Origin of the sequence: Clostridioides sp. ZZV14-6387 (assembly GCF_020657835.1) — a bacterium.
Taxonomy (GTDB): domain Bacteria; phylum Bacillota; class Clostridia; order Peptostreptococcales; family Peptostreptococcaceae; genus Clostridioides; species Clostridioides difficile_A.
This window is the reverse complement of sequence record NZ_JAGWCW010000006.1, coordinates 39903-62840: the sequence shown is the minus strand read 5'-3', so window position 1 is coordinate 62840 and position 22938 is coordinate 39903. Positions and strand designations below refer to the sequence as shown.

The following is a 22938-nucleotide window of genomic DNA, read 5'->3' as shown; positions in this document are numbered from 1 at the left end:
GTCGTATGGTTTATAGTTGTGCCTCCCATATAGGTAAAATAAGAAAAAACAATGAAGACTATTGTGAGGGAGAAGTTATAGATACAGAACATGGTCCAATAGGAATATTTGCCATAGCTGATGGAATGGGCGGTCATAAAAAAGGTGAGGTTGCCAGTAAATTAGCAGTAGAAAATATAATTGATTTTCTAAAAGAAAACTTATTACAGCATGATAATGTAAAAATAGACTATATAGATGATATATTAAAACAGGCTTATAATAATGTAAACTCAATTGTGCACAAAAAATCTATGGAAGATATAGAATTTGAAGGAATGGGAACTACATTAGTTACAGCTATAGTGTATAATAATGTCTTATATGTGGCAAATGTTGGAGATAGCAGATGTTATTTGTTAACAGGTGAAAAATTTGATAAAATAACTATAGACCATTCCGTGGTTGAAGAACTTATGATGGCTCATGTTATTACAGAAGAGGAGGCAAGAAGACATCCACAAAGGAATAGAATAACTAGAGCAATTGGAACAGATGATATGGTTGTTGTAGATATTTTTAAGAAAGAAATTAAAAAAAGTGATATAATACTTCTTGCGACAGATGGATTAACTGGGTTTATTGACGATGAAGATATAAGAGATTTAATATTAGATTATGAATACGAGAGAATTAGTAATATAAGTGAAGAATTGATAAGTATGGCCAATGATGTTTCTGGTAAAGATAATGTTTCGGTTATAGTGATAAAAGTATAATTAGGACGGTGATATTGTGGGAGATACAATTTTAGGAAATCGATATGAAATCATCAGAAAGATTGGTGATGGAGGTATGGCCTTTGTATATGAGGCTAAAGACAGGTTATTAAATAGGACCGTTGCGCTCAAGGTACTTAGACCTGAATTTGTTGATGATGATGAATTTTTAACAAAATTTAAAAGAGAGGCAGAGGCAGTAGCGAGTCTTTCTCATCCAAATATAGTAAATGTTTATGATGTTGGTGAAGATGGAAAAGTTCACTACATTGTAATGGAGTTTGTAGATGGTAAGAACTTAAAAGAGATTATACAAGATGAAGGTACATTAGATGAATATACTGCATTAGATATAACAAAACAAATAGCTATGGCACTTAGTGCTGCGCATAAAAAGGGGATTATACATAGAGATATAAAACCTCATAATATTCTCATATCCAATGAAGGAAGAGTAGTAAAAGTAGCTGATTTTGGTATAGCTAAAGCTGTCTCAAACTCAACAATGACCAATATTGGGAGTATAATTGGTTCAGTACATTATTTTTCACCAGAACAAGCCAAAGGTAAATTTGTAACTAATAATGCTGACTTGTATTCTTTAGGTATAGTCTTATATGAAATGTTGATAGGAAAAGTTCCATTTAGAGGAGATAGTCCAATTTCTATAGCTCTTCAACATATTAATGATGATATAGATTTTACATCAGAAGAAAAGGTTAGGATTCCACAAAGTGTAAGAACTACAATAAAAAAGCTTACAGAAAAATCTAGTGCAGATAGATACCAATCTGCTGAGGAATTGATAGAAGACATTGAGTATATAGAAAAAAATATCGATTTAGATTTTATAAAAGAATATGATGATTTTGCAACTAAGAAAATTGATGAAAAGGAAATTAATAAAGTTGTAAATCCAATACTTGCAAAGCCAGCTCCCGAAAAAGTAGTCAAGCCTGTTGAAGTTGCTGATTTGGATGAAGATGATGATTACTACGATGATTTTTATGATGAAGATGAAGATGAAGATGAGGAAGAGATAATGAGAGCTAAGAAGAATCAGAAACCGAAGAATACTCCAAGTAAGAGGGCTAAGAAAAAGAAGAAAAAACAGGAAAGTCCAAAGTCTAGAAAAAGATTAAAAGTAATAGCTGCTATTTTAATAGTGATATTATGTGCTCAAGTATTCTTAGCATATAAATTTTTATTTGCAGGAGGATTTGGGAATAAGTCTTTAAGTGTTCCTAATCTTGTAAATATGACTTTAGAAGAAGCTCAAAGTACTGTTGAAAAAGAAGGATTATCCTTAAGTGTAAAAAGTGAAGAATATAGTAGTGAAGTAGATGAAAACTGTATAATATCACAGACACCTGAAGGAGGAAGTACAAATGTTAAGAAGGGTGATACTATAAATGTTGTTGTAAGTAAAGGTGCAAATCAAGCTTCTGTTCCTAATGTAGTAGGACTCACTTTGAGTAATGCAAAACAACTTATTGAAGAAAATAATTTAAAAGTGGGAACAGTTAAGTATGAGTATAGTTCAATATATAAAGAAGGTACAGTTTTAAATCAAAGTCCAGGAGCTAGTTCATCAAGAGCTCAAGAGGGTGATGAGATAAACCTATATGTGAGTAAAGGCTCAGAAAAATCAAATACACAGACACCAACAACACCAGACAAAACACCAACAACACCTGATGATGATACAAAAACACCTGGTTCAAACTCAGGAAATAATGGTAGTAACTCAGGAGGCTCAAACTCAGGAAACAGTGGAGGAAATTCAGGAAATAATGGTAGTAACTCAGGAGGCTCAAACTCAGGAAATAGTGGCGGAAACTCAGGAAATAATGGCAGTAACTCAGGAGATAATGGAGATAACTCAGGAGGTTCAAATTCGGGCGGAAATGGAGATAACTCAGGAGGCTCAAACTCAGGAAATAGTGGAGATAATTCAGGAGGTTCAAGTTCAGGAGGAAATGGAGAAACTCCATCTGGAACTGGCGGAAATATTGGTAAAACAGAATAAACATTAGCAAAATAAGAGCTGTCTTTTTATGGAAACTATTTTCTTTAAAGAGGCAGTTTGTTTTGTATAAAATATGAAATTGGTTATAATAAAGGAGAAAAGCATTTATGATAAATAAAACAGTTTTAATTACAGGAGGAGCTAGAGGTATTGGTAAAGCTATGTCTGAAGCTTTTGCAAAAGAAGGATATAATGTATTAATAAATTTTAATAAGTCAGAAGATGAAGCTAATGAGTTATATACTAAATTAAGTGAAAAAAATTCCTATGTAAAACTTTTTAAAGCAGATGTTTCAAATAGAGTAGAAGTAGAGAATATGATAGATTACTGTGTAAAAGAATTTGGTGGATTGGATGTACTTGTAAATAATGCTGGTATAAGTCAAGACAAGTTATTTACAGATATAACTGATGAAGACTGGGATAGGATGATGAATATTAACTTAAAAGGATGTTTTTATTGTTCACAAGTGGCTTTAAAATACATGATATCAGAAAAAAAAGGGAATATAATTAATATATCTTCGATTTGGGGAATATCAGGTGCTTCTTGTGAAGTGCATTATTCTATAACAAAAGCAGGTATAATAGGTATGACAAAGGCATTAGCTAAAGAAGTTGGACCATCAAATATTAGGATAAATAGTATAGCTCCAGGAGTCATTAATACTGACATGCTATCTGAATATAATAGTGAAGATATAAATGTTCTTGTAGAAGAAACTCCACTAATGAGGCTAGGTACTCCAGACGATATAGCAAATTGTGCTATTTTCTTAGCATCAGATAAATCAAATTTTATCACTGGTCAGGTAATTAGCCCAAATGGAGGATTTGTTATTTAAAAAAAATGTGGTATTATATAAAAATAGGAAATAATAACACGATATACTGCTAATGAACAGTATGTGTTTATATAAATTTTATAAAGGGAGGCATTTGATGCTAGAAGGAAAAATTATAAAGGGGATTAGTGGATTTTATTATGTTGATACAGATAATGGTATTTATGAATGCAAGGCTAGAGGAATCTTTAGAAAGAAGAAAATAACACCTTTAGTTGGTGATAGAGTAAAAATAAGTATTGTTGATGAAGAAGAAAAAAAAGGTATTTTAGAAGAAATAGATAGTAGAGATACAGAACTTATAAGACCTCCTATAGCAAACGTAGATAAGGCGTTAATAGTATTTGCAATAAAAAATCCTAAACCAAACTTGTCTCTTTTAGATAGATTTATAGTTTTGGCAGAAAAAGAAAATTTAGAAACTGTAATAATCCTTACAAAAGCAGATTTAGATGATAATGATACGTTAGAAACTGTTAAAAATATATATGAACTTAGTGGATATAAGGTTATTCCAGTAAGTAATATTACTAAGTTAAATATAGAGAAAGTAAAAGAAGAATTAAAGGAAAATGTTGTAGTATTTGCAGGCCCATCTGGAGTTGGAAAATCAAGCTTATTAAATGAAATAGATGCGAACTTTAAACTACAAACTGGAGTAGTAAGTGATAAAATAAAAAGAGGAAAGCATACTACTCGCCATGCAGAACTCTTAAAGTTGGAATTTGGTGGAATGGTTGCAGATACACCAGGTTTTAGTTCGCTTGCACTTGAAGACATAGAAGAAGTTGAGCTTAAAGATTATTTTATAGAATTTGATAAATTTAATGATTGTAAGTTTGGTTCAAAATGTATTCACGAAAATGAACCTAATTGTGCTATAAAAGAAGCTGTTGCAAATGGAGAAATATCTAAAGAAAGATATGATAGTTATATACAGCTACTAAATGAAATAAGACAAAATAACAGTAGGAGGTATTAGAAGTATGATTAAATTAGCACCATCAATATTATCAGCAGATTTTGCGAAATTATTGGAAGATGTAAGAAAGGTAGAGAGTGCAGGATGTGAGTATCTTCATATCGATGTAATGGATGGACACTTTGTACCAAACATTACATTAGGTCCACTTGTAGTTAAAAGCTTAAAAAAAGAAAATATAAATATGGTATTTGATGCTCATCTTATGATAGAAAATCCAGACCAATATATTGAAGAGTTTGTAAAAGCAGGATGTGACATAATAACTGTTCATCAGGAAGCTTGTGTGCATCTACATAGAACTATACAAAATATAAAATCACATGGAATAAAAGCTGGTGTTGTACTTAATCCAGCTACACCAATAGATACTATTAAGCATGTTCTACCTGATTTGGATATGGTATTATTAATGTCTGTTAATCCTGGATTTGGAGGTCAATCATTTATACCTTGTGTTCTAGATAAAATTAAGGAGTTAAAAGCTATTATAGATAATCAAGGCTTAAACATCGATATAGAAGTTGATGGTGGTATAAGCCCTAAAAATGTGGCTGAAGTTGTAAAAGCAGGGGCTAATGTAATAGTAGCAGGTTCTGCAATATTTGGAAGTGATGACATTCAAGAAACCGTTAATTTATTTAGAAAGAATGCTTCTCTTGAAGAATTGGTTTAAATTTAATAATGAAAATATGTATTATTTTAAATGGAGAAATTGAAGATTACGAAATTACAAGAGATATTATAACTAAAGAATGTTATGACTATATAATATGTGCAGATGGAGGGGCAAATCATGCCTACAAAATGGAAATCATGCCAGATTATATATTAGGCGATTTAGATTCAGTGGAAGAAGAAAAGGTAGATTTCTATAGAAACAAAGGTGTTAAATTTGAAAAATTTCCATCTAAGAAAGATGAGACTGATACAGAGCTTTGTCTTTTTTTAGCTAAGACTCTTAAAGCAAATCATATTGATTTTTTTGGAGCTTTAGGTGGAAGGATTGACCATACAATTACCAATGTAAATCTATTATACTATCTAAAAGAAGATGGTATATATTCTAGAATACTATCAGATAAAGAAGAAATGTATATAGTTATGAATGAGGAAATTACCTTATATGGCAATGCAGGTGACACTATTTCTGTAATAGCTATAAAAGGAGATGCTAAAGGGGTAACACTTACTGGTTTAGAATATCCTCTAGATAACTATTATATGAAATACTCTGTGCCTATTGGAATGTCAAATGTTATGCTAAGTGATTCTTGCAGAATTAAAGTAGAGCAAGGGTGTGCACTTGTAGTTAGAAATTTATAAAAATCGATTTTGACAATTGATTTTATATTACAAAGCAGATACAATCAAGTAAAATATATTTATGATTGTATCTGTTTTTTAGTATATAATTATAAATATATGATAAATTTTGGACATAAGGGGGATTTTTTTGTGGTAGATAGTATTATTTTTGATTTAGATGGAACATTATGGGATTCAACTGAAGAAGTATGCAAGGTCTGGCAGGATGTTTTAAATAAACATGAAGATATAGACTTAAATGTCACAAGAGAGTTGTTTAGAAGTGTTATGGGTCTTTCTTTTGATGAAATAGCTAATCGTTTATTTCCAAATCTAAATGAAGAAGAAAGAAAGAATTTATTGAATGAATGTTCTTTAAAAGAATGTGACTATTTATCTGAAAATGGAGCTAAGTTATTTGACGATATAGAAGATACTCTGAAGTTGTTATCTCAAAAATATAAATTATTCATAGTAAGTAATTGTCAGGCTGGATATATAGAATCTTTTTTAAAAGCACATAAATTAGAACAGTATTTTATAGATTTTGAATGTCCTGGAAATACTGGTTTGCATAAAGGTGAGAATAATAAGCTTATAATCGATAGAAATAAATTAAGTAATCCAATTTATATTGGAGACACTCAAGGTGATGCAAATAGTGCTAAGTTCGTGAATATACCTTTTATATATGCAAAATATGGATTTGGAAATGTGGATGGATATGAATATTCTATAGACTCATTTAAAGATTTATTAGAACATGATATATTAAAATAAGGTGAGTTTAAAGATTATATTAATATAATAAAAAAGTTATGGGGGGATTTAAAAATGGAATTACAAGATACTATTTTTAAAAGACAAAGTGTAAGAAAATTTAAAAATGAAGATGTTTCAGATGAAGATATTTTAAAAATGATAAAAGCAGCTGGAGCAGCTCCATCAGGGAAAAATATTCAAAACTGGCATTTTGTAGTTATAAAGAGACGTGATTTAATGGAAAAAATCGCAGATGTAATAACTAAAAAACAACAAGAAATACTTGTAGAAATGGATAAAGTATCAGTAGAAAAAGCTAATAGATTTAGAAAGTTTGTACCAAACTTTACATTATTCTACTTAAAAGCTCCAGTTTTAGTATTAGTTTTTACAAAAGTATATAATCCATCAGGGTATTATGAATTAGAGCTTATAGATGCACCTAAAGAGACTATAGATAAGTTATTTATAAGAAATCCAGGTATGCAAAGTTTAGGTGCTGCAATTGAAAACTTTACATTATCAGCAATTGAATTAGGGTATGGCTCTTGTTGGTTGACAAGTCAAAACTATGCAGCAGATGAGATAGAAGCCATTTTAGAAGCAGAAACTGGATTTGAAAAGGGAGAGTATTTTTTAGGCGCAATGTTAGCTCTTGGAGTACCAGAAGACAACCTAAAGAGTCCATCTAAAAAGCCAGTAGAAGAAATATGTACATTTATAAAGTAAAAATAATGATTTTTATAAAAATAAATTAAAATAAAAATAAGTATGTTAAAAGTTAAAAAGTAGATTTTATTGATATTATATTTCAAATCATTGATTTGATTAATACAATAAGAGCTACTTTTTTTGTGTATATTAATGTTGAACGTCTTTAAATCTTTAGAAAATCTTTAGAAAAGTATGTATAATATCTTTAGTTTTTAACTTTAATATTAAGTATATAAACAAAATAAAACAATACTAAATTGTGCTAGAGGGAGGTTTTTAAAATGAGAATTAAGTTCAAATAACTGAAATCAAGAGATATAAATCTATAAAAAAATGGAAAAACTTCTATCATATTGTATAATCATAGATGTAAAGAAAACTTTCAAATTAATTAATAAAAGGAGATTAAAATGAATTCATATAATATTTTGGTGGTAGAAGATGAAAAGGAAATAGCAGATGCTATAGAAATATATCTATTAAATCAAGGATATAATGTTTTTAAGGGGTACAATGGAGTGGAAGGGCTTAAAGTTATAGAAGACCAAGAAATACATTTAGCTATAATTGATATAATGATGCCTAAAATGGATGGAATAACACTTACCATGAAACTTAGAGAAAATCATAATTTCCCAGTAATAATGTTATCTGCAAAATCAGAGGAAGTTGATAAAATAATGGGACTTAACATAGGAGCAGATGATTATGTGACAAAGCCTTTTAAACCATTAGAGTTATTGGCTAGAGTTAATTCACAACTTAGAAGATATACTAAGTATCTAAACATGATTGGAGATAAAGAGCAAAGTGTAGAAACTAGTGACAGTGTATTTGTAATAGGTGGATTAGAATTAAATGAAAACACGAAAGAAGTTAGTATTGATGGAAAATATATAAAAACAACTCCTATAGAATTTAAAATACTAAGTTTACTTATGAGAAATGCAGGAAGAGTTTTTTCTGCTGATGAAATATACGAAAGAGTTTGGAATGAGAATGCTGTAAATACAGATACAGTCATGGTACATGTTAGGAATATAAGGGAAAAAATAGAGATAGACCCAAAAAATCCAAAATATTTGAAGGTGGTGTGGGGTGTTGGATACAAAATTGAAAAAATTTAAAGATAAATATATAGTTACTATTATAGTTTTTATACTCATGTTATCAGCATCATTAGGTATGATTAGTCAATATTCTACTATACAAGCAGGTGCTAAAGGTGGAGCTAAGAATCCATTTGAACAAGAAGGTTTTGTAGATGATATATATAAAGGTAGTTATGTTTTATATCATAATATGAAAGAAGATCAAGAAGGTAAAATGATACAACCATCAAAGCTTTTTATAAATGAAGAGACTATAAACTATATAAAAAATGTAAGTAAAGAAAAAAACTTATATGATGGTTCAGAAAGCTATTATACAGATGATAGTATTAATGCAGATTTTAATGAAAACTTTGAAAGTTGGGAGTCTTTTATTAATAATTCAGGAAAAAATTTAAAATATTATTTGCTTGATAAAGAAAAAAATTTCGAACTTTTCAATGAAGATAAAGAATTAAGGGCTCTTGATACAACAAAGAATGATAGTTCAGGAGAAAATTCTGATGAAAGTCAGACAAAAAATACAACAATGAGCAATGAAGAGAGACAAAGTAAGCTTAAGGATATAAAGGATAATTATAGATTTTATGTTGCAATGAATTTTGATAAAGATGGAAAAGTAAATGTTGTCGATTCTTATGGAGTAAATCAAAAAGTTATTAACCAAATGTTGCTATCTAAAGCAAGAGAAGATTTAATGAATACCAATTTAGGTGGAAATTCAATTTCATATAAACTAACACCAATAAAAAATGTAACAGTAGTATATGCTGTGCCTAAAGTAATAAGCAAAGATGATAGTACAGAGTATGGTTATGGAAGTATTTATAACAGTGATAATATAAGTGCATATATAAACAATGTAGAAAATAATTCTTATTATAAAATTTCTGGAATGATTTTAAAAATTATATTAGCTATAGTCGTGATTGTAGCTTTGGCATTCCCATATAGAAAATCTAAGGAATTAATGGGATTTGATACATTATCAAAAATACCATTAGAGATACTTTTTATTGCTGTTGTTATTGTACAGGGGATTGTAGACTTATATCCAACTGGAATAATAAGTGGTACCTTGAATGGAAATTATGTAGAGTATCTAATAAATAATGATATAAGTGCTAAAATGGCAAGTATATTGGTAAGCTTGATGAATCTAACTTATTGGTTTGTAATATTCTCAATAATATTTGTATTTATAACACTTTTAAAATATATTTTAAATGTTGGAATAAGAGAGTATTTTGTAAAGAGTACTATAACAGGAATGTTCCTTGTATGGTTTAAAAAAGTAGGAAAAAAAGCTATTAATAAAATTAGAACAATAGATTTGAAAGAAAAACCAAATAAAACTATAGTTATAATTCTTGGAGTAAACTTATTAATTATAGTTATAATGTGTAGTATGTGGTTCTTTGGGATAATACTAGCAATAATTTACTCAATAGTTTTATTTAAAGTACTATCTGATTATTCTAAAAAGACAGTATGTGAATATAATCAACTTTTAGATGTTACGAAGAAAATTTCAGATGGAAACTTAGAAGTAAATATGGAAAAAGATTTAGGATTTTTTAATCCTATAAAAGATGAACTAGGAAATATTCAAACTGGGTTTAAAAAAGCTGTTGATGAAGAAGTTAAGAGTCAAAAGATGAAAACAGAGCTTATATCAAATGTATCACATGACTTAAAAACACCTTTAACATCTATAATCACTTATATAGATTTATTAAAAGATGAAAATATAACAGAAGAAAATCGTAGATTGTACATTGATACATTGGATAGAAAATCACAAAGATTACAACATTTAATAGAAGATTTGTTTGAAGTAAGTAAGGTAAATAGTGGAGATGTACATTTGAATATAGTAAATGTGGATATTGTATCTCTAATGAAACAGACACTTTTAGAATTAGATGACAAAATTACAGATTCATCTCTAATATTAAAAAATAATTTTTCTAGTGAAAAGATAATATTACCACTGGATAGTCAGCGTACATTTAGAGTATTTGAAAATCTTATAATGAATATAAGTAAGTATGCAATGCCAAGCTCAAGAGTGTATATTGATATTTTAGAAACAGATAATAAAGTAACTGTTATGCTTAAGAATATGTCTGCAACTGAGATTGATTTTAGTGTAGATGATATAATGGAGAGATTTGTAAGAGGGGATAAGTCACGTAATACAGAAGGCTCTGGACTTGGTCTAGCAATAGCAAAAAGTTTTGTAGAGTTGCAGGGTGGAAAGATGAATATAAGTGTGGATGGTGATTTATTTAAAGTTACAATTACTTTTAATAAAAACTAAAGTAAATTTTTATAAGTACAATATTAAAATATAATTACAATTTGTTAAAATAAAAACGGTGAATCCTAATATATAGGATTCACCATTTTTGGTCTGTAGAATTGAGTAACTTACTAATTATCTCTTGTATATATTACTATAGCATCTCTCAAAAACTTTGCTAGCCCAGGCTGTTCTTTATCATAGTATGATGTAAAGCGTTCATCATATACATACATCTGCGCTAAAGAGGCATGAGCTTCCTTAGAATATGTATTCCAAGTGTAACTCAACCACTTATGATGTAATCTTGCAACTTCCTGAGAAAGTTCATTAGAAGCATCACCAGTTTTAAAAGCTTTCTTGAGTTTAGCAATTATTTCAATATTTAAGTTTTGCCAATCTTCATAATCTTGCTTAGACATATTTTTAAATTTTTTATTTGATGCATCTACTGCATCCTTACCATATTTCTCTCTAATTTCAGTTCCATAATTTTTTTCATTTTCATCAATCATTTTTTCTTTAAAACCTTCAAATTTTTCTATATCTGTCATATTGTATTTTCCCTCCCTTAAAGCTATAGTTTTATTTACATTTTCTATTAACAAGTCAATTTGTTTTCTTTTAGCTAGTAACTTGTTGTGATGTTCTTTTAATGCATTTAGACTGTCAAAAGTTGGTGAATTTATAATATTCTTTATATTTTCTAAGCTAATGCCTAATTCTCTATAAAAAAGTATTTGTTGTAGTTTATTAACTTCATTTTGACCATATATACGATAACCTGACGAATTTATTTTAAGTGGTTTAAGAAGTTCAATTTCATCATAGTATCTAAGTGTTCTAGTGCTTATACCAGCTATTTTGCTTAATTTTTGAACTGTATATTCCATGAGTAATACCTCCTATAAATTAAATATACACTTTTACGCAACGTCAATGTCAATATATTAAAATATAAAAATTCATATCTTTTAATAAAAATATAAAAAAATATATTTACTGGATATTTTACACACAAGTGTCAATACTCACTAGTGAAAATTAAAAAAATAATATTTATAGATTTTCTTTATTGAAATATAGAGAGTCTGTAATCTAGGAGGAACTGTATGAATTTAAAAAGAAGCAACGAAAAACGAGAAGAGTATATAAGAATGTATTCAGATAAAGAAAGTTTTTTAAGTTTGATTCAAAATTTTACAAGTGTCTCAATAGCAAAAGAATTAACTCTTAAAAATATAGAGTTAGAAACATCTTTTATATGTGAATATAAAGGAAAGGAAGTTGATATAATATATAAGGTTTTTTCTAAAAATCATAAGGTATCACATTATATAGTACTGGAGTTTCAAACAGAAATGGATACTGATATTGTATCAAGATTAAAATCATATAGAGAGCAAATTTGGAAAAGCTTTATTATGAAAAAGAGTCTTGAAGAAATTGAAGACAAGAATTTTAAACTTCCCAAAGTTATACCAGTGGTTTTATATAGTGGACCTGAAAGATTAAGCAGAAAAAGAGGTATTTTAGATATGATAGAATCTATATCAGAGGAGAGTAATAATTCTAGTATAAAAAATTAAAATTACATATTATGTTTGTTGGTCTAAAATGGAAAACTATCGCATAAACTTGAATATGAAAATATTTATAGATACAAGTTCTATGTGGAGGTGTTCCATGAGAAATAACAAGTCTAAGGTATTGCTAGGAATACTATGTCTGGCAACAGGAATGGCTGTAATTTTGTCTATGTTGCTTCCTGGCTGGATTTGGTCAGCACTTACCGCATTAATACTTATTGGATGTGGAGCATTATTATTTTTTTGTTAAAATAATTTTAACTATAAAGTGTGGGGTGAGTATTGATGAAAGTAGTAACAATAAAGTTACCAAAATGGATTTCAAATATAGTCTTAAAATTCATGAGAAAGAGTAAAAATGATTAAATTAAAAAGCCTACTTACGGAAGTAGGCTTTTAAACGTGGTTACTAAGCTCTTTCAATCTTACCAGAACGTAAACATCTAGTACAAACTTTTACTCTCTTAGGAGCTCCATCTATAATCGCTCTTACGCTTCTTAAGTTAGCTGACCATGTTCTTTTATTATGTTTATTTGAGTGTGATACTTGGTTTCCAGAAACCTTACCTTTACCACATACGCTACATACTTTTGCCATCTACGCACACCTCCTTAAAATGATAACTATTTAAAGACTAAAAACATATTTATATTATCATAAATAACAAAAATTTGCAATAGAAATATATATTTGCCTTACACATATTGAAGAATTTCTTATTATCATATAAAATTATATATATAATTTTATATAAAGTAAATATATTTGGAAAATAATTATTATTTTTCTTTGAATATATATACTATAGAAGAAATTTTATCCAAAAACTTTTCTAGGTTTAAATTATACCATATTTATAGTATGATATGATTATAATTTTATATAATAAATAAGTAAAAATAGTAAAAAATAAATTAAGAAGTATTTTTAATAAAAATAAGCTTAAGGGGGTCAACCATGAGTGCAAAGGTAACGAATCAATATGGAAGTATAGAAATAGATAATCAAGTAATAGCTCAAGTCATATATAGAGCTGCAATGGAAAGTTATGGTTTAGTAGGTTTAGCGTATAAATCCAAAGGAATAGTAGAGTTATTAAAAGGCGAAAACGCTACTAAAGGTGTTAGAGTTGAAGAAGTTGAAGAAGATGCCATAGCAATAGAACTTTATGTTATAATACAATATGGTACAAATATATCTACTGTTGCCAATAATATAATAGATAGAGTAAAATATGTAGTTGAAAAAATGACTGGCGTAAGAGTCACTAGAATTGATATTAATGTACAAGGAATAAGAGTTAAGTAATTTCATAGGAGGAAACAAATGATTCAGTATATAGATGGTAAAAGGTTAAGAGAGATGTTTATTTCAGGTGCAAACAATCTCCAAAACAATAAAGATTTGGTTGACAAGTTAAATGTATTTCCTGTACCAGATGGAGATACAGGGACTAATATGTCATTAACTATATCTTATGCCTTAAAAGAATTAGCAAAAGTGGAAACTGATAACATATCGGACATAGGAAAGGCATTATCTAAAGGTTCTTTAATGGGAGCTAGAGGAAACTCAGGAGTTATACTTTCGCAAATAATAAGAGGTATAGCTAAGTCTATAGAAGGAAAAAGTAAATTATCAACAGATGATTTAGCAAAAGCTTTTAAAAATGGCTCAGATACAGCATATAAAGCTGTCATAAAACCAATTGAAGGAACTATACTTACTGTAGTTAGAGAAAGTGGCGAATTTGCAATAAAAGCTGCCAAAAAAGAAAAAGATATAGTAAAGTTTTTAAGTATGCTTGTAAAGGAATCTAATGCTTCATTAGAAAGAACTCCAGACCTTCTAAAAAATCTAAAAGATGCTGGTGTAGTTGACTCTGGTGGAAAAGGTCTTGTACTTATATACGAAGGAATGTTAGCTTCTATAAAGGGAAATGATATAGAAATAAAAAATGCTAACTTGGATGTTAATACTTCAGCAAGTATGGATTTTGCAAAGAGTACTACTAGTACAGATGATATAAAATATTGTTATTGTACAGAATTTATACTAGAAAGTTCTAAGGTAGAAGACACTAAAATAAGAGATATAATGATGGCTTATGGTGATAGCTTAGCAGTAGTTGGAGACGATGGAGTCATAAAGGTACATGTACACACTAATGACCCAGGAAATGTGCTTCAAGAAGCTCTAAAGTATGGTCAATTATTAACTATAAAAATAGAAAACATGAAGTTACAACATGAAAATACATTATTAGATGTAGAAGAGAAGAAAGAAAAAGAAGAGGAACCTTTAGAAGAAGAAAAAGAGTTTGGGTTTATAGCTACTTCTATGGGTGAAGGATTGGCAAATATATTTAAAGACTTTGGAGTTGACCATATAATAGAAGGTGGTCAAACTATGAATCCAAGCACAGAAGATTTTATGAATGCCATAAATAATATAAATGCTAAAAATATATTTATTTTCCCAAATAACAGCAATATAATAATGGCTGCTAATCAAGCTAAAGAATTGAGTGAGAAAAATATAATAGTTATACCTACAAAAAACACACCTCAAGGATTTGCTGCATTAGTAACATTTAATGGAGAGTTAAGTGAAGATGAGAATAAAGAAGCTATGATGGATGCTTTAAACTCAGTTAAATCAGGTCAAGTAACTTTTGCTGTTAGGGATACAGTAATGAATGAAATTGATGTTAAAGAAGGTAATATAATTGGAATTGCAGAAGGAAATTTATTATCAGCAGGAGATTATGTGGATGAAGTAACATCAAACCTTATTGAAAAGTTGGTTGATGAAGATACTGCTATAATAACATTATTCTTTGGTGAAGATGTTACAGAATCTCAAGCAAATGAACTACGTACTTCTTTAGAAGAAAAGTTTGAAGATGTAGATGTAGAATTATATTATGGAGGACAACCTCTTTATTATTACTTAATTTCAGTTGAATAATGATTATAAGAACCTGTATGACCAAGTAGCTTTTATAAAGTTGGTTGTACAGGATTTTTGTGTAGTAGGTGATATATTTGTTGGATTTATATAAAGATGTTCAATATGTTAAGGGGATAGGACCTAAAAAAGCTGATAAGCTGAATAAATTGGGAATATTTACTTTAAAAGACTTATTGTATTATTTTCCAAGACAGTTTGAAGATAGAAATAATCTAAAGAAAATAGCACAATTAGAGGATGATGAGAAAGTTACAATAAAAGCAGTCATATCAAGTATAAATACGTTTAGTCCAAAAGAAGGTATGACATTGACAAAAATTGATGTAAAAGATGAGACTGGTTCAGCTAAATTGGTGTTTTTTAACAAGAGTTATATAAAAAATACATTTCGTCCAGGTGATTCAATATTAGTTTTTGGTAAGGTTAAGAAAAAATTTAATAATTTAGAGCTTACATCATGTGAGTTAGAGTATCTTACTAATTCACCTAAGAATACGTGTAGATTTATGCCTGTGTACCAGCTTACATATGGTGTTACAAATAAAGAAATTATGAGTATAATTAGAACAGTACTTGAAGATAAAGAACTAATTATACAAGAATATATGCCAAAGAGAATTATAGAGAAGTATAGACTATGTAATATAGATTTTGCAGTTAGAAATATACATTCTCCAAGCAATAAAGAATCATTAAAAATAGCTTTATATAGAATTGTATTTGAAGAATTACTTATACTACAACTTGGATTATTTGTATTTAAAAGTGGAAGAAATAAAGAAGATGGAATAAAATTTGAAATAAGTAAAGATTTAAAAAACATAATAAGTTCTTTACCATTTAAATTGACTAAAGCTCAAAATCGAGCATTGGATGAAATTATACAAGATATGGATTCTGATAAAATAATGAATAGGTTAGTTCAAGGTGATGTAGGGAGTGGTAAGACAGTAGTAGCCCTTTTGGCACTTGCAAATTGCGTTTTAAATGGATATCAAGGCGCTTTGATGGCACCTACAGAGATATTAGCAGGACAACACTATATTTCTCTTACTGAATCTCTGAAAGATTTTGGAATAAATGTAGGCTTATTAATAGGTAGCCTTACAAAAAAACAAAAGGATACAGTATTAGAACAAATCAAAAATAATGAAATTGATATATTGATAGGAACACATGCACTAATAGAAGACAAGGTTGAATTTAACAATATTGGTTTAGTTATAACAGATGAGCAACATAGATTTGGTGTTATGCAAAGAAGTAAGCTTTCAATGAAAGGTGCAAATCCAGATATATTAGTAATGACAGCTACACCAATACCTCGAACTTTAGCACTTATACTTTATGGAGATTTAGATATTTCTATTATAGATGAACTTCCACCAGGGAGACAACCAATAGAAACACTTGCTATCGAAAAGAATAAAAGAGATAGAGCCTATAATAACCTTGTAAGAAGAGAGGTTGAAGCAGGCAGACAGGTATATATTGTATGTCCTTTGGTAGAAGAAAGTGAAGCCATAGAAGCTAAATCAGCTGTTGAACTTGTAGAGGAATTAAGAGCTGAATATTTCCAAGATTTAAGGCTTGGATTGCTTCATGGTAAAATGAAGTCAAGTGAAAAAGACGAAGTAATGGGTCGTTTTAAAAATAAAGAAATAGATATTTTAGTATCAACAACAGTTATAGAAGTTGGTGTCAATGTGCCAAATGCAACACTAATGATAATAGAAAATGCAGAGAGATTTGGACTTGCACAATTACATCAGCTTAGAGGACGAGTTGGGAGAGGAAGTCATAAATCGTATTGTGTACTAATTTATGATTCTAAAACAGAAGTATGCAGACAGCGAATGGCTATAATGGAAGAGACAAATGATGGTTTTAAGATTTCAGAGAAGGATTTAGAAATAAGAGGACCTGGCGAGTTTTTTGGAACAAGGCAACATGGACTTCCAGAACTCAAAGTAGCAAACTTGTTTAAACATATAAAAATATTAAAGTTAGCTCAACAAGAAGCTAGATATATATTAGGTGAAGATAATAATCTACAATTGAAAGAAAATATGCCACTTAAAAAAGAAATTATAGATAAATTTAAAGATACATTGAAAGAAATTTCATTAAATTAATTTTAGATTATGTTAAAATATTATTAATGTAATAATGTGATGAAGGGAGATTGTCATATTGAGAGTAATTTCAGGAAAAGCGAGAGGATTAAAACTAAATACTCCAAAAAATGAAGATGTAAGGCCAACTACAGATAGAGTAAAAGAATCTCTATTTAATATAATAAATTCATATATAATGGAAAGTGAAGTTCTGGATTTATTTGCTGGGACGGGTTCTTTAGGAATAGAGTGTTTATCTAGAGGAGCCAAGGCATGTACTTTTGTAGATATCAGTAAGGAAAGCATAGATATTGTTAAGTCTAATATAAAAAAGGCAAGAGTTGAAAATGAAAGCATTATTTTAAACCTAGATTTTAAAACTGCTGTAGACAAGCTTAAATCACAAAATAGTAAATTTGACATAATTTTTATGGACCCTCCATATTATAAAAATATGTTTATAGAAGCTATTGAAAAAATTGATAATTCTAATCTGTTGAATGAAGATGGAATAATAGTTGTAGAACATGATACTAATGATTTGTTTCCAGACAAAATATGTAAATTAGAAAAAACTAGAGATAAGAAATATGGAAATACTACATTAACTTTTTATAAGATGGAGGCATAATATGGAAAATAAACCTAGAAAAGCTATATTTGCAGGAAGCTTTGACCCAATTACTAATGGACATTTAGATATTATTTGCAGGGCTTCTAAGTTATTTGACGAATTACAAATAGGAGTATTAAATAATCCTAATAAAAAAGGTCTATTTAGCTTTGATGAGAGAGTAAAGCTTATAGAAAAAAGTACAAGCCATTTAAATAATATAAAAGTTGTAACTTTTGATGGTTTATTAATAAATTACTGTCAGGAAAATGGGATTGGAGCGCTAGTTAGAGGTGTGAGAAGTGGCGCTGATGTTGATTATGAACTTCAAATGGCTCATATGAATAGAGAACTTAATCCAAATATAGAGACTATAATTTTACCAAGCTGTACAAAATACTCATTTATAAGCTCATCTTTGATAAAAGAGGTTTTGCTCTTTGATGCTGATATAAAAAATTTGGTTCCAAAGATTGTTTTGGAAGAATTAAAGAAAAAAACTACTGGGGGTAATTGATATATGAAGATAGATTTAGAAATGATTGAACTATTTGATCAATTAGAGGAGATATTCAGAAGCGCCTCTACGATTCCTTTCTCACATAAATGTACGGTAGATAAAGACGAAGTTTTAGCCATAATTAACGACATAAGAACTTTGATACCAGAGGAAGTGACACAAGCAGTATGGATTAATAGAGAAAGAAATAAAATAATAAGCCAAGCTAAGCAAGATGCTGCAAATATAGTTGAACAAGCAAAAAAAGAAGCTGAAAGAATACAACAAGAGTATCATGAGAATATAGAAGAGTTAAAGAAAAATTCTGAAGATGTGGTAAAAGCATATGTAGAATCAAGTGAACCTGTTGTTCAAGCAGACCAAAGAGCTAAGGAGATAGTTGAGAGAGCTGAAAGAATAGCAAATGAGATAAGAATTGGGTCAATTGAATATGCAGAAGATGTGCTTTCTAGTGTTGAGTATAATTTGAAGGAAATATTAGAAGAAGTAAAAAGAGATAAGAATGAACTTAGACCTAAAAAGTAAATTTTAAATGAATAAAGTGGGGCTATCATACAAATAATTTTAAATGATTTGTGATAGCTCTTTTTTATTATAGAAATTCTTTTAGATTAGAGTTAAAATGTGCAAAATTATAAAATCATGTGCAATTATTTGGTATGGAATTATATATAGAAAATATAGATAATAAAATTAAGGAGGTAGTATGAAAGAAAGGGCTAAAAAAATATTAGGTTTTATTATTAAAAATAATAATGTAACATCACAAGAATTACAAGAAAAGTTTAATGTATCAAAGAGAACTATTTATTATGATATCTTAGCTATAAATGAACAACTAGGAAAAAATGGTAATATAAAAAATGTAAAACACAAATTTACATTTGAAGGTAACTTAGTTAATGCAAGAAAAATAATTTCAACTGAAGAAGATAAGTTTTTGGATAGTGACTATAGAAGAACTTTTATATTAAACAAAATATTACTTGGTGAAAAGATATCTATAGAAAAACTAACAAATGAAATGTTACTTTCAAAAAATACAGTAGTGCAGACAATAACTGATGTAAAAAAATACCTTCAGACAATGGGATTAAAACTAGAATATAATGGAAAATACAAAATTATAGGTGATGAATATGCTATTAGAGAACTATTTTTATTACTTACACAAGAAAATGTACTAGAAATTAATTGTATAAGTGAGGAAGTCACTAAATTTGATACAAAAGGATATATAAATCTTACAGATTATTCTTTATTAAATCTAACTAAGTTTACAGAATTTGTAAATAAAAGGATAAGAGATGGGAAAACATTATACTCATATAAATACCTAAATGAAGCTAAAAAAATTAGTTACTTTAATAATTGTAAAGACCTTCTATGTGAAGAAGCAAATGAAAATGAACAGGCTTATGTATGTACTTATGTAAGTTCACTACCTAGTTTAAATAGTGAAATTAAGGGAGATGTTGTTGAAGAATATGTAGATAAACTTATAGACAAGTTTGAAGTGAATACAGCAATAAAATTAGAAAGTAAGCATGAATTTAAGAAAAACATTTTAAGACATCTACATTCTTCTTACAACAGAATAAGATTTAAGTTCCCTATTAGCAACCCCATGCTAGATGAAACAAAGTATAAACATGAGTCACTTTATAAAATTATAAAATCAATTATAGAGAATGAAGAAGAGTTTCCTATATTTGAGGGTATAAGGGAAGAGGAAATAGGGTTTATAGCAGCATATTTTGGTGGATACCTAAGAGGGTCTAGAGATAATGGTCTAAGAAGAAATAAAGTTTTATTAGTTTGTCCTAATGGTCTTATGGTATCGAAAAGCTTGGAAATACAGCTATACAAATATATACCAACTATAGAAATAGTGGGGATAGTGTCTATTAAGCAACTGAAAGAAGTAAAAGTATACTACGATTACATAATTACGACTATCGATATACAAGATGTAAGTAATGTAATAGTTGTAAATCCTCTTTTAACAGCATCAGATATTCAATTACTTATGAATAAACTCATAAGTGTAAAGGAAAATGATAAATATTTCAATCTTGAACTAATAATGCAAGTTATAAGAAAAAATGGAGTTATTAATAATGAAGAAGCACTAAAGTCTGATTTATTAAACATAATACACAAGATAGATGAAGGAGAGATGTATCAACCAATGTTAAAGGAATTAATTAATGAAGAAAGAGTTAACATAGTAAGTAGTGTTAAAGATTGGAAAGAGGCAATAAAAATAGCCTCAGAACCCTTATTAGAAGATAATTCTATAGAAGAGTTATATGTAGAGAATATGATAAAATCAGTTGAAAAATATGGACCTTATATTGTTTTAGCTGACAGATTTGCTCTACCACATGCAAGTTCTAAAGAGGGAGTAAACAAGCTAGCGATGTCTTTACTTATAGTAGAAGAAGAAGTTGACTTATTAGGAAAGCCAGTAAACATATTCATGGTACTGGCTGCTATAGATAATACTACTCACATTAGAGCATTAGCATCACTATCAGAGATGATGTATGAAGAAGAAAATATAAAGTTAATAATTAATAGCAATAAAAGTTCAATACTAGAGCTTATAAATAAACAAAATTAGGAGGACTGAAAAATGAAGATATTAGCAGTATGCGGATTTGGTGTAGGTTCATCAATGGTGTTAAAAATGACAATACAAAAAGTTTTAAAGCAGTTAGATATAGAAGGTGAAGTAGAAAATACAGATATAAACTCAGCTAGAGGAACAGATTGTGACTGTATATTTACAAGTCAAGAATTATTAAATGAATTAAAAGGAACTTGCAATGTGCCAGTATATCCAGTTAAGAAGTATATGGATTTATCAGAAGTTAAAGAAGTTGTTCAAACTTTTTTAAATGATAAGAAATAGTATAAATTTTTAAAAATAAATTTAAGATAAGTAAAATAGAATAAAAGATTACTAAAACTGAAAATAGTAAGAGGGAGAGGAGGAATTTAGTGGTACAAAACTTAAATAGTTGACCTATCACTAAAAAAATATAATGCTTGATTTTATTTCAAATAATATTTTACGTAATCCATCTATGCTAATTGGATTAATAGCAGCATTTGGCCTTATATTGCAGAAAAAGAAAGCATCAGATGTCATAAAGGGGGCATTACTTGCAGCTTTCGGAATCATAATCATGGAGACTGGAACAGGCATGTTAGTCAGTTCAATAGCACCAATTAATGGAGCTTTCCAGAGTATAAGTGGTGGTGCAGTAACAAAAGGTTTAAGTGATGTAACTTTTACTGCAAGTTATGGGGGGATTATAGGTTTAGCCATGTTTGTAGGTCTGGCTCTTCATTTAATGATAGCGAGGTTTACACCTATTAAGACTATTTTTTTAACAGGTCACATGCTTTACTGGTTCCCATTTATATTTGTAGCATCAGGAGTTGAAGCGGGATTAAGTGGTGGAGTATTAATAGCCTTTGCAGCAGTATTATCAGCACTTTACTGGTCAATAATGCCTTGGTTATTAAGAAAGTATGTATTTGATGTTATTGGAGACGAGTCATTTACACTAGGACATCCATCAGGTTGTCTAGCGCTTATATCAGGATTTGTTGCTAAGTTAGTAGGAAATAAAGAAAAGTCTACAGAAGATATAAACATACCTCAAAGTATATCATTCTTTAGAGAAATATCTATAAGTGGAGGAATGGCAGTATTTCTAATGTTTATAGTTGTTGGAATAGTGATACCAGATGCGTTTAAAGATGCTAATGAATTTATTGGAACATATGCAATAAAACAAGGTCTTTCTTTTGGGGCAGGTCTTATAATAATGCTTCATGGTGTAAGAATGTTAATAAATCAGATAATGCCTGCATTCCAAGGTATATCAGAAAAAGTTGTGCCAAATGCGCTACCAGCTTTTGACTGTCCAATATTATTTAATTATAAGCCAAATGCTGTATTAATAGGATTTTTAGTTGCCATGTTAACATCTACAGCTATGATTTTAATATGTAACTACTTTAATGTATTTAATATGTTACTTATACCACTTGTTATAACTTCATTCTTTGAGTGTGGAGCAGCAGCCGTAATAGGAGAATCACAAGGAGGCATACGTGGAGCTATAATAGGTACAGCTGTAGCTGCAATATTTATGGTAGCTTTAGTAGGAGTATCTGCTGTAATTTACTCAGGTACTATTCAAAACTGGATACTAATATTTGGTGGTAATGACCTTTCTTTATTTGGCATAATCAGTAAATTTATGGGGTCATTATTTGGAGGAGTATTATAG

Annotated in this window: 23 protein-coding genes; 21 read left to right on the top strand and 2 right to left on the bottom strand. The window is 29.0% G+C overall.

Annotated elements, in window-relative coordinates:
* The first annotated feature begins 5 nt into the window (after positions 1 to 5).
* From KGF38_RS05425 to KGF38_RS05380, 10 genes are all read left to right on the top strand, one after another.
* On the top strand, positions 6 to 758 hold the full coding sequence (locus tag KGF38_RS05425) for a Stp1/IreP family PP2C-type Ser/Thr phosphatase (RefSeq protein ID WP_054271159.1): 753 nt from the start codon (positions 6 to 8) through the stop codon (positions 756 to 758).
* A 16-nt stretch (positions 759 to 774) separates the two neighbouring features.
* Positions 775 to 2787, top strand: coding sequence for a PASTA domain-containing Ser/Thr kinase PrkC (gene prkC / locus KGF38_RS05420; RefSeq protein ID WP_074178478.1), 2013 nt, complete (start codon positions 775 to 777; stop codon positions 2785 to 2787).
* A 107-nt stretch (positions 2788 to 2894) separates the two neighbouring features.
* A complete protein-coding gene (gene ymfI / locus KGF38_RS05415; RefSeq protein WP_054271157.1) occupies positions 2895 to 3632 on the top strand; it encodes an elongation factor P 5-aminopentanone reductase in 738 nt (245 codons plus the stop codon).
* A gap of 97 nt (positions 3633 to 3729) precedes the next feature.
* Entirely contained in the window at positions 3730 to 4614 is an 885-nt protein-coding gene (gene rsgA / locus KGF38_RS05410; RefSeq protein WP_054271156.1) for a ribosome small subunit-dependent GTPase A, read from the top strand.
* A 4-nt stretch (positions 4615 to 4618) separates the two neighbouring features.
* Positions 4619 to 5290 (top strand): ribulose-phosphate 3-epimerase, encoded by a 672-nt coding sequence (gene rpe / locus KGF38_RS05405; protein WP_054271155.1) that lies wholly within the window; start codon positions 4619 to 4621, stop codon positions 5288 to 5290.
* A gap of 8 nt (positions 5291 to 5298) precedes the next feature.
* Positions 5299 to 5940 (top strand): thiamine diphosphokinase, encoded by a 642-nt coding sequence (locus KGF38_RS05400; protein ID WP_054277248.1) that lies wholly within the window; start codon positions 5299 to 5301, stop codon positions 5938 to 5940.
* 132 nt (positions 5941 to 6072) lie between these two features.
* Entirely contained in the window at positions 6073 to 6702 is a 630-nt protein-coding gene (locus tag KGF38_RS05395) for an HAD family hydrolase (protein WP_074178477.1), read from the top strand.
* A 54-nt stretch (positions 6703 to 6756) separates the two neighbouring features.
* Complete coding sequence (locus KGF38_RS05390; RefSeq protein WP_054271153.1) at positions 6757 to 7413, top strand: nitroreductase family protein; 657 nt, start codon at positions 6757 to 6759, stop codon at positions 7411 to 7413.
* A gap of 395 nt (positions 7414 to 7808) precedes the next feature.
* Complete coding sequence (locus tag KGF38_RS05385) at positions 7809 to 8525, top strand: response regulator transcription factor (protein ID WP_054277247.1); 717 nt, start codon at positions 7809 to 7811, stop codon at positions 8523 to 8525.
* Complete coding sequence (locus KGF38_RS05380; RefSeq protein ID WP_227832257.1) at positions 8497 to 10833, top strand: sensor histidine kinase; 2337 nt, start codon at positions 8497 to 8499, stop codon at positions 10831 to 10833. Before KGF38_RS05385 ends, KGF38_RS05380 begins: the two co-directional genes overlap by 29 nt.
* Positions 10834 to 10946: 113 nt before the next feature.
* On the opposite strand, the gene KGF38_RS05375 is transcribed toward KGF38_RS05380, so the two are convergent.
* Complete coding sequence (locus KGF38_RS05375; RefSeq protein WP_074178476.1) at positions 10947 to 11708, bottom strand: MerR family transcriptional regulator; 762 nt, start codon at positions 11706 to 11708, stop codon at positions 10947 to 10949.
* A 219-nt stretch (positions 11709 to 11927) separates the two neighbouring features.
* Here KGF38_RS05375 and KGF38_RS05370 point away from each other — a divergent pair, with 219 nt between their 5' ends.
* Positions 11928 to 12404: an Rpn family recombination-promoting nuclease/putative transposase gene (locus tag KGF38_RS05370; protein ID WP_074178475.1), complete on the top strand. Its 477-nt coding sequence runs from the start codon at positions 11928 to 11930 to the stop codon at positions 12402 to 12404.
* Positions 12405 to 12501: 97 nt separating this feature from the next.
* Entirely contained in the window at positions 12502 to 12654 is a 153-nt protein-coding gene (locus KGF38_RS05365; protein ID WP_009893656.1) for a hypothetical protein, read from the top strand.
* A gap of 159 nt (positions 12655 to 12813) precedes the next feature.
* On the opposite strand, the gene rpmB is transcribed toward KGF38_RS05365, so the two are convergent.
* Positions 12814 to 13002 (bottom strand): 50S ribosomal protein L28, encoded by a 189-nt coding sequence (gene rpmB / locus KGF38_RS05360; RefSeq protein ID WP_003416297.1) that lies wholly within the window; start codon positions 13000 to 13002, stop codon positions 12814 to 12816.
* Between the two features lie 360 nt (positions 13003 to 13362).
* Here rpmB and KGF38_RS05355 point away from each other — a divergent pair, with 360 nt between their 5' ends.
* The 9 genes from KGF38_RS05355 to KGF38_RS05315 all read left to right on the top strand — a co-directional run bounded on the left by KGF38_RS05355 (position 13363) and on the right by KGF38_RS05315 (position 22938).
* Positions 13363 to 13713, top strand: a complete 351-nt coding sequence (locus tag KGF38_RS05355; RefSeq protein ID WP_021385398.1) for an Asp23/Gls24 family envelope stress response protein — start codon at positions 13363 to 13365, stop codon at positions 13711 to 13713.
* A gap of 18 nt (positions 13714 to 13731) precedes the next feature.
* Positions 13732 to 15375, top strand: a complete 1644-nt coding sequence (locus KGF38_RS05350; protein ID WP_054271148.1) for a DAK2 domain-containing protein — start codon at positions 13732 to 13734, stop codon at positions 15373 to 15375.
* Between the two features lie 80 nt (positions 15376 to 15455).
* Positions 15456 to 17513 carry an ATP-dependent DNA helicase RecG gene (gene recG / locus KGF38_RS05345; RefSeq protein ID WP_161803442.1) on the top strand — a complete coding sequence of 686 codons (2058 nt, stop codon included), beginning with the start codon at positions 15456 to 15458 and terminating at the stop codon, positions 17511 to 17513.
* Positions 17514 to 17571: 58 nt separating this feature from the next.
* Entirely contained in the window at positions 17572 to 18126 is a 555-nt protein-coding gene (gene rsmD / locus KGF38_RS05340) for a 16S rRNA (guanine(966)-N(2))-methyltransferase RsmD (RefSeq protein WP_054271147.1), read from the top strand.
* 1 nt (position 18127) lies between these two features.
* Positions 18128 to 18625, top strand: a complete 498-nt coding sequence (gene coaD / locus KGF38_RS05335; RefSeq protein WP_054271146.1) for a pantetheine-phosphate adenylyltransferase — start codon at positions 18128 to 18130, stop codon at positions 18623 to 18625.
* Positions 18626 to 18628: 3 nt separating this feature from the next.
* A complete protein-coding gene (locus KGF38_RS05330) occupies positions 18629 to 19153 on the top strand; it encodes a hypothetical protein (RefSeq protein WP_054271145.1) in 525 nt (174 codons plus the stop codon).
* Between the two features lie 181 nt (positions 19154 to 19334).
* Positions 19335 to 21254, top strand: a complete 1920-nt coding sequence (locus KGF38_RS05325) for a BglG family transcription antiterminator (protein WP_074178473.1) — start codon at positions 19335 to 19337, stop codon at positions 21252 to 21254.
* 12 nt (positions 21255 to 21266) lie between these two features.
* The gene (locus KGF38_RS05320; RefSeq protein ID WP_054271143.1) at positions 21267 to 21545 is read left to right on the top strand and encodes a PTS sugar transporter subunit IIB; all 279 of its coding nucleotides are present in this window, start codon (positions 21267 to 21269) and stop codon (positions 21543 to 21545) included.
* 133 nt (positions 21546 to 21678) lie between these two features.
* Positions 21679 to 22938 carry a PTS ascorbate transporter subunit IIC gene (locus KGF38_RS05315; protein ID WP_054271142.1) on the top strand — a complete coding sequence of 420 codons (1260 nt, stop codon included), beginning with the start codon at positions 21679 to 21681 and terminating at the stop codon, positions 22936 to 22938.